Below are 7,316 nucleotides of genomic sequence, written 5' to 3'. Positions count from 1 at the left end.
GGGCTTGTTGCCATGCCACGGGGGGGGTTAGCCCCGCGGGCTCCGGGGCCGGTCGGCTATGGCCCCCCCGTAGCCGGGCCGCGGGGCGGGCGGGGCGCCGGGGGGGGGCCGGGGGCCCCCCCCCCCGCCGCGCCGGATCACGAGTCCAGGATCGGGTCCCAGATGTTGGTCTTGATGAAGTCGCCGCCGTCCTCCAGCAGGGCCTTCGGATCGTCGACGATCATGAAGGTGAAGCTGCCGATCAGGAGGATCGTGACGACGACCATCCACTTCCGCTGCGACTGGGTGAAGAACGCGGCGACCACGGCGAAGATCACCGTGGCGGCGAGGATGGCCTGGCCGATGGTGCTGGTCTTGTTGGTGATGTCGTTGGCGTCGGCGAGATACACGTGCATGTCGGCCGCGTTGGCCAGGAGCTGCTGAGTCAGCATGGTGTGGTCCAGTTCCTCTTCTGCGTGGCGCGCGTGGAGCTACGTACTCGCGCGAACTATCGTATAGACACAAGAAAGGGCGCGGCATGCGGTTTCCCCCCGGTGAACCACCGTCGTCCCCGCCGCCACATCCTGTATAGACGCTTCACACCGCTCAAGGTGCGTCAGCGGGCGGGCTGTTGCACGCCTGTCGATGTTGTTGCACGGGGGTAAGGAGCGGGACTCTGTGAGTACATACCGCCGGTCCCCTCCGAAGGCTGGACGTTGGGGACCTGCTCGCCACCGTTCATGCCCACGGCCGGCGTGGGGTCGGCGCCGAAGTACCACTGGCCGTTCCGCTTGACGATGAGGACCCGGTAGGTCGACTTCTGCTCGGCCTTGCCGTCGACGCTCAGCAGCGTCGTGGTGAAGGTGACCGTACGACGGTCCGCGTCCTTGCCGGACTTGGCCGGTACCGGAACGTAGACGCTCTCCACCGTCGGACGCCCGCCGTCACCGGTGCCGGTGTACGCGCCACCGAGACCGAACGAGACGGAGCCGGGCAGCAGATAGCGGTCGAGGTTGACGGTGTCGCTCTGCGCCCAGGCGGCGAGGAACGGCGGGAGCAGCTCTGCCTTGAGGGTGGCCGACAGGGCCGAGTCGTTGGACGCACCGCCGGCGGTCTTGTCCTGCGGCGGCGACGTCAGCCCACCACACGGCACGTACACCGGCGAGGAGGTCAGGCCGAAGGCCGTCGACCCGCCCCGGTTCACCGTGTACATCGGGACCGCCACGCACCTCCAGGAGCCGTCCTGGATCTGCACGGTGCCGCGCACGACCGCGTGGCCCGGGGCGCCCATCTGGACGTCGGGGCTCATCACCAGGTCGATCACGGACTGCTTGCCCTGGCCGTTCCAGCCGAGCTGCGGGTCGATGCCGTTGATGGCGTACGGCCGCAGGGCGCGGCCGCGGTCGTCGACGTGCTGCTTGTCGTACGTGGCGAAGAGCTTCACCACCGGCGCGGACCACATGACGGCGGCGCCGCGGGGGAAGGTGTCCGCGGCCGACTTCACCCGCGCGTCCACCGCGGCCTCCACCTGCGCCTTGCTCGCCTTCCCGTTGATCTTCATGAAGAGGAAGAGCAGCAGGAAGACGGCGAACAGGCCGAGCAGCCGCCGCAGGAGCACGCCCCGGCGCGGTCCGGCCCACATCTGCGCGGAGGAGACGTTCGACCGGTCGCCGGCCGAGGAGGCCGTCTTGGGCTTGGCGAACGGGTTGTGGAACCAGCCGTTGCCGCTGGGCGCCTCGTCCTGCTCGGCCTTCTTGCCCTTGCCGCCGTTCCGGCCGGCGGGCGGGTTCTGTTCGACGGGGGACTCCGGAAGGTACGAGTCGCTCACCGCGCCCTGGCCCCCGGGCAGTTGCCCGACCGCTCCCGGGGCGGCGGGCTTCTTCCGGCGGAGGGGATTGAGCGAACGCGCACGCGTACCGGCGTCGTCACGGAGCAGCATCTCCTCCGTCAGCACAGGCACGTGACGGCCTCCCTGCGCCTGCCCGCCCTGCTGTGGAGCATCACCCTGAGGCGGCACTGTCACGAGTCCCCCTTCCGCTGCGTCAGCCCCGGCGCAGGAACGGCAACACTGCAGCCCGCCCCCGCCGACCACTGTCTGGACACGGTTTGCCCAGCCGAGTGTCTGTATAGACGCTAGAACCATACCGCGCGGAGGACCCGTCATCATGTATATACACAACGATAGGGTCGGGCGGGGGTCGGGAGACGGTCAGGGGCGGATGTGTCTGGCTTCGAAGCGGCCGGCGCCGAGAGCCAGGACGAATGAGACCTGCTGCCCCTCGGAGAGGACGCGGGGTTCGGACTCGATGTCCTCGGCGGTGAAGAAGGCCGGCTCCTGCGAACCGACGGGGAGAACGAAGCCGTAGCCGTGACGGCGGTCGAAGGACTTCACAAAGCCGATGCTTCTGCCTTCCATGCCTTCCATGGAGGCCTCCTTCCTCTCCTCATGTCTACCCCACGCGCCGCGGCACGGCCCGGGCCGGCCGGGGTCGGCCCGGGCCGGGAGTTATCCACAGGTTCGGGGCGGGCGCACTGGATGTCCGTGGCTCGGAGCATCATGGGGACATGACCGAGAGCAACCAGAACCCCACCGCCGTACCCGTCTGGGAGCAGCGTTTCCGTGCGCCGCGGGTGTCGCTGCCCGAGTGGGCCGAAGAGGCCCCGGAGCGTTCGCTGTTCGTGTCCAACGCGACGGGGACGTACGAGTTGTACGCGTGGGACCGGGCCACGGGCATACAGCGGCAGGTGACGGACCGGCCCAACGGGACGACGGACGGGGCGCTGCCGCCGGACGGCCGCTGGGTGTGGTGGTTCGCGGACACGGACGGCGACGAGTTCGGGGTGTGGATGCGCCAGCCCTTCGAGGGCGGTGCGGACGAGCCGGCCGTCCCCGGGCTCGAGCCGTCCTACCCGGCGGGGCTGGCCATCGGCCGGGACGGAACGGTGGTCGTGGGGCGGTCCACCGACGAGGACGGGTCGACGGTCCACGTGGTCCGGCCCGGGCAGCCGGAACCGGTGGAGATCTACCGGCACCGGGAGTCGGCGGGCGTCGGCGACCTCTCGTACGACGGGACGCTCATCGCCATCGAGCACACCGAGCACGGCGACTCGATGCACGCCTCGCTGCGGGTGGTCCGCGCCGAGGACGGCTCGACGGTCGCGGAGCTGGACGACAGCAAGGGCGGCGCCGAGGAGCTGGGCCTGTCCGTGTGGGGGTTCGCCCCGCTGGCCGGCGACACCCGGCTGCTGGTCGGGCACCAGCGGCGCGGCCGCTGGGAGCCGCTGCTGTGGGACGTGGCGACGGGCGAGGAGACCGATCTCGCGCTCGAGCTGCCGGGCGACGTCTCCGCGGAGTGGTACGCGGACGGCTCCGGGCTGCTGGTCGGGCACGAGCACGAGGCCCGCAGCGAGCTGTGGCGGTACGAGGTCGGCACCGGGGCGCTGGTGAAGGTGGACACGCCGGTGGGCTCGGTCTCGGGCGCGACGCCCCGGCCGGACGGCTCGGTGGAGTACCTGTGGTCGTCGGCGGCGCGGCCGGCGGTGCTGCGGTCGACGGACGGCGGCGTGGTGCTCGACCCTCCGGGGCCCAAGGCGCCGGAGTCGGTGCCGGTGGAGGACGTGTGGGTGGAGGGTCCCGGCGGGCGGGTCCACGCGCTGGTGCAGCGGCCCGTCTCCGGCGAGGGCCCGTACCCGACGGTCTTCGAGGTGCACGGGGGTCCGGCCTGGCACGACAGCGACGCCTTCGCGGCGGGCCCCGCTGCCTGGGTGGACCACGGCTTCGCGGTGGTGCGGGTCAACTACCGCGGGTCGACCGGCTACGGACGGGAGTGGACGGACGCGCTCAAGCACCGGGTCGGGCTGATCGAGCTGGAGGACATCGCGGCCGTCCGCGCCTGGGCGGTCGCTTCGGGGCTCGCGGACCCGGAGCGGCTGGTCCTCTCGGGCGGTTCCTGGGGCGGGTACCTGACGCTGCTGGGCCTGGGCACGCAGCCGGACGACTGGGCGCTGGGGCTGGCCGCGGTGCCGGTGGCGGACTACGTGACGGCGTACCACGACGAGATGGAGGCCCTGAAGGCACTGGACCGCACGTTGCTCGGCGGTTCGCCGGAGGAGGTGCCGGAGCGGTTCGAGGCCTCGTCGCCGCTGACGTACGTGGACGCGGTGAAGGCGCCGGTGCACATCTCGGCGGGGGTCAATGATCCGCGCTGCCCGATCCGGCAGGTGGACAACTACGTGGACCGGCTGGCGGCCCGCGGCGCTGTGCACGAGGTGTACCGGTACGACGCCGGGCACGGCTCGCTGGTGGTGGACGAGCGGATCAAGCAGGTGCGGCTCGATCTGGACTTCGCCAGACGCCACCTGGGCTTCCCCGGGGACGCCCCGGCGGGGACCCCGGCGGAGGGGAGGTGAGGTCGCTGCGTACCGTGGAGGGGTGTACCGGTTCCTGAGAACGCCCCGCTGGTGGGGGATCAACGTCTTCGTCCTGCTGGCGATCCCGTTCTGCGTCTTCATGGGGACCTGGCAGCTGGGCAAGTTCGAGGAACGCGTGGACAACCACCAGGCGGCCGAGAAGCGCCCGGACCCGTCGGCGCAGAAGGCGGCGCCGCTGGACTCCCTGCTCCCCGTGGACAAGGACACCTCGGGCCGGGTGGCCGAGGCCACGGGCCGGTACGGCGAGCAGTTCCTCGTACCGGACCGGCGGCTCGACGACCGGGACGGCGCTTACGTGCTGACGCTGCTGAAGACGGACGGCGGCCGGGCGCTTCCGGTGGTGCGGGGCTGGCTGCCGGCCGGTGCGAAGGCCCCGGTCTCGCCGCCCGGCGAGGTCACGGTCGTCGGGGCGCTGCAGGCCTCGGAGAGCGCGGGCGGCAAGGGCGCGGGCGCGGCGGGCGGCCTGCCGCAGGGGCAGCTGGGAGTGATCAGCGCGGCCGCGCTGGTGAACCTGGTCGACGACGAGGTGTACGACGCCTGGGTGACCCAGACCGACGCGCCCGCCGGGCTGACCCCGGTGCCGCCGAAGGCGGCCTCGGGCACCGGCCTGGACGTCAAGGCGTTCCAGAACCTGGGCTACACGGCCGAGTGGTTCGTCTTCGCGGGCTTCGTGGTCTTCATGTGGTTCCGGCTGCTCCGCCGGGAGGCCGAGGCCTCCCGCGACCAGGCCCTCGGCCTGACCGGCTGAGACCTCAGCCGCTGCGACCTCAGGACGCGTCCAGGACGCCCGTGCGGTAGATCGTGCCGGCGCAGGCGTTCGGGATGGTCGTCGAGGCGGACGGGCCGCCGGACTCGGCGGTGTGGGTCACCGCGACGCTGCCGTCGACGAGCCCGCCGTCCTCCGCGACCAGCTGGGGCTGGGCGCCGTCGGTGGTGTCCGTGCCGGTGGAGCCGCCCGTGCCCGTCCCGCCGTCCGTGGGCGTCGGCGTGGGCGAGGTGTTGGCCGTCGGGCAGGTCTCCGAGGGGACCCAGGCGAACTTCACCTCGTACGCCGTGTCCGGCTTCAGCAGCAGCGACGGCGACTCCTGCGAGGGGTCCGGCAGGCCGCCGGCCGCGTCGCCCGCGTGGTGCGGGACGACGGAGATCTTGCCGGGGTCGGCCGCGCCGGAGGTCTGGAAGGCGATGCTGCCCGAACCACTGACGGCGCAGTCGCGGCCGGACAGGTTCGAGACCCGGAACGTGCCGTAGACCTTGCCGTCCGCGTCCGGCGAGCCGCTGTGCGCGGAGGTGACGCCGAGCTGGTCGGCCCGGCAGGCCGGGGCGGAGATCGCCACGGAGTCCGGGACCTGCTGGCCGGTGCCGTCGTCCCAGCCGCCGCCGGTGCTGGTGCCGGTCCGGCGGGGCTTGTCGGACGACGGGTCGTCGCGGGTGGGCGAGGCGGAGGCAGTCGGGCTTCCGCTGCCCTTGCCGCCGCCCTCGACGCCCGTCTCGCTGCCGGTGCCGCCCTGCGCCTGCTCGCCGTGCCCGGCGTTGATCGCGGCGGCGTCGGTGACCCCGCCGGAGTTCGCGACGTGCACGAACGCGGGGATCGCGGTGCCGATCAGGACCGCGGCGGCCGCCATGCCGACGACGGCCTGGCGCTTGCGTGCGCGCCGCGCGGGCACCGCCCGGCGCAGGTGGTCCAGCGCTCCGTCGGAGGGCTCCAGGTCGCTCACCGCGGTCTGCAGCAGCCGCCGCAGCGCCGCCTCGTCCCCGCGCTGACTCTTTCCGAAGCCGGCGCCCAGCAGTTCGCCCAGCTCCGGCTCGGGCCGCCCGTCGTTCACGATGTCGTCGTTTCCACTCAGCTTGTCGTGCCCGCTGTTCAGCGGTTCCTGCTCGTCGTCCCGGCGGCCGGTCATGTCGTCGCCTCCATGGCGATCCGCAGCGCCGCGATGCCGCGCGAGCCGTACGCCTTGACGGAGCCCAGGGATATCCCGAGCGTCTCGGCGACCTGCGCCTCGGTCATGTCGGCGAAGTACCGCATCACCAGCACCTCGCGCTGTCTGCGCTGCAGCCCGCGCATCGCCTTGATCAGCGCGTCCCGCTCCAGCTGGTCGTACGCGCCCTCCTCGGCGCTCGCCATGTCGGGCATGGGCTTCGACAGAAGCTTCAGGCCGAGGATGCGGCGGCGCAGCGCCGACCGCGACAGGTTCACCACCGTCTGCCGCAGGTACGCCAGCGTCTTCTCGGGGTCGCGGACCCGCGAGCGCGCCGAGTGCACCCGGATGAACGCCTCCTGGACCACGTCCTCGCAGGCCGCGGTGTCGTCCAGGAGCAGGGCGGCGAGACCCAGCAGCGACCGGTAGTGGGCGCGGTAGGTCTCGGTGAGGTGATCGACGGTGGTTCCGGCGGCGGCGTCCGTGACGGAGCCGGCGGCCCCGGCCGTACCGGTGGTCCCGGTGGTCCCCGCGGCCATGGCGTCGTCAGCGCCCTCGCGCGGAGGGGGGATGCGGGTGGTGCGGGCAGAGGGCATGGGTGCGATCACCGGCATGCCGCCGGCCGGCCGGGGCCGCCGGAGCGGGCGCACCACAGCGCCGCCTGCGGGAACCACGGGAGCCGCGGGGACCGTGCGCGCTGCGGGTGCGCCGACCGCGCCCCGGACCGGAACGAGCGCCGCGCCCCGTACGGGGACGAGCGCCGCGCCGCGGAGCGAGACCACCGCAGTGATGTCGAGTACCTCTGCCACGCCTGTTGGACACGTTCCCCCCCGTCAGGGTTGTACGCGTACGCCACCGTTTTTGGCGGTGCGTCGTTCGTCCTCATGCGTACCCGATCTTCCCCACTACCCCGTTCGTACCGCCGCCGCACGCCACCCCCGGGGTGCTCACGAAGACGCCCCTGTCCGGCCGGCGGTTGCGGACGGCGGG

At 72.5% G+C, this 7,316-nt stretch carries 7 protein-coding genes and 1 pseudogene; 3 read left to right on the top strand and 5 right to left on the bottom strand.

Annotation, left to right across the window (positions count from 1 at the left end; translation table 11 throughout):
- Window positions 1–137: 137 nt before the first annotated feature.
- A complete protein-coding gene (locus ACGFMM_RS10825) occupies window positions 138–431 on the bottom strand; it encodes a TcpD family membrane protein (RefSeq protein ID WP_393645214.1) in 294 nt (97 codons plus the stop codon).
- A gap of 2 nt (window positions 432–433) precedes the next feature.
- On the opposite strand from ACGFMM_RS10825, the pseudogene ACGFMM_RS10820 reads away from it, so the two are divergent.
- Window positions 434–571: pseudogene (locus ACGFMM_RS10820) on the top strand (hypothetical protein); the annotation flags it as partial.
- A gap of 24 nt (window positions 572–595) precedes the next feature.
- Here ACGFMM_RS10820 and ACGFMM_RS10815 read toward each other — a convergent pair.
- Together ACGFMM_RS10815 and ACGFMM_RS10810 are read right to left on the bottom strand one after the other, a co-directional pair.
- Complete coding sequence (locus ACGFMM_RS10815; RefSeq protein WP_393645212.1) at window positions 596–1,939, bottom strand: hypothetical protein; 1,344 nt, start codon at window positions 1,937–1,939, stop codon at window positions 596–598.
- Between the two features lie 249 nt (window positions 1,940–2,188).
- The gene (locus ACGFMM_RS10810) at window positions 2,189–2,404 is read right to left on the bottom strand and encodes a cold-shock protein (RefSeq protein ID WP_393645210.1); all 216 of its coding nucleotides are present in this window, start codon (window positions 2,402–2,404) and stop codon (window positions 2,189–2,191) included.
- 140 nt (window positions 2,405–2,544) lie between these two features.
- Between ACGFMM_RS10810 and ACGFMM_RS10805 the strand changes: the two genes are divergently transcribed.
- Both ACGFMM_RS10805 and ACGFMM_RS10800 read left to right on the top strand, forming a co-directional pair.
- A complete protein-coding gene (locus ACGFMM_RS10805) occupies window positions 2,545–4,389 on the top strand; it encodes a prolyl oligopeptidase family serine peptidase (RefSeq protein ID WP_393645208.1) in 1,845 nt (614 codons plus the stop codon).
- A 22-nt stretch (window positions 4,390–4,411) separates the two neighbouring features.
- Window positions 4,412–5,158, top strand: coding sequence for an SURF1 family protein (locus ACGFMM_RS10800; protein ID WP_393645206.1), 747 nt, complete (start codon window positions 4,412–4,414; stop codon window positions 5,156–5,158).
- A 19-nt stretch (window positions 5,159–5,177) separates the two neighbouring features.
- On the opposite strand, the gene ACGFMM_RS10795 is transcribed toward ACGFMM_RS10800, so the two are convergent.
- Together ACGFMM_RS10795 and ACGFMM_RS10790 are read right to left on the bottom strand one after the other, a co-directional pair.
- Entirely contained in the window at window positions 5,178–6,308 is a 1,131-nt protein-coding gene (locus ACGFMM_RS10795) for a hypothetical protein (RefSeq protein WP_393645205.1), read from the bottom strand.
- Window positions 6,305–7,135, bottom strand: a complete 831-nt coding sequence (locus tag ACGFMM_RS10790) for a SigE family RNA polymerase sigma factor (RefSeq protein WP_393645204.1) — start codon at window positions 7,133–7,135, stop codon at window positions 6,305–6,307. The genes ACGFMM_RS10795 and ACGFMM_RS10790 overlap by 4 nt, the downstream gene beginning before the upstream one ends.
- Window positions 7,136–7,316 lie beyond the last annotated feature (181 nt).

This window comes from Streptomyces sp. NPDC048604, from assembly GCF_043199435.1.
GTDB lineage: Bacteria > Actinomycetota > Actinomycetes > Streptomycetales > Streptomycetaceae > Streptomyces.
Note: the sequence above shows the minus strand (reverse complement) of the source record. Positions and strands in the feature narration are given on the sequence as shown.

Excerpts from the sequence above, each read along its gene's own strand:
- ACGFMM_RS10805 (WP_393645208.1), top strand. The coding sequence starts at position 2,545 with ATGACCGAGAGCAACCAGAACCCCACCGCCGTACCCGTCTGGGAGCAG.
- ACGFMM_RS10795 (WP_393645205.1), bottom strand. The coding sequence starts at position 6,308 with ATGACCGGCCGCCGGGACGACGAGCAGGAACCGCTGAACAGCGGGCAC.
- ACGFMM_RS10825 (WP_393645214.1), bottom strand. The coding sequence starts at position 431 with ATGCTGACTCAGCAGCTCCTGGCCAACGCGGCCGACATGCACGTGTAT.
- ACGFMM_RS10810 (WP_393645210.1), bottom strand. The coding sequence starts at position 2,404 with ATGGAAGGCATGGAAGGCAGAAGCATCGGCTTTGTGAAGTCCTTCGAC.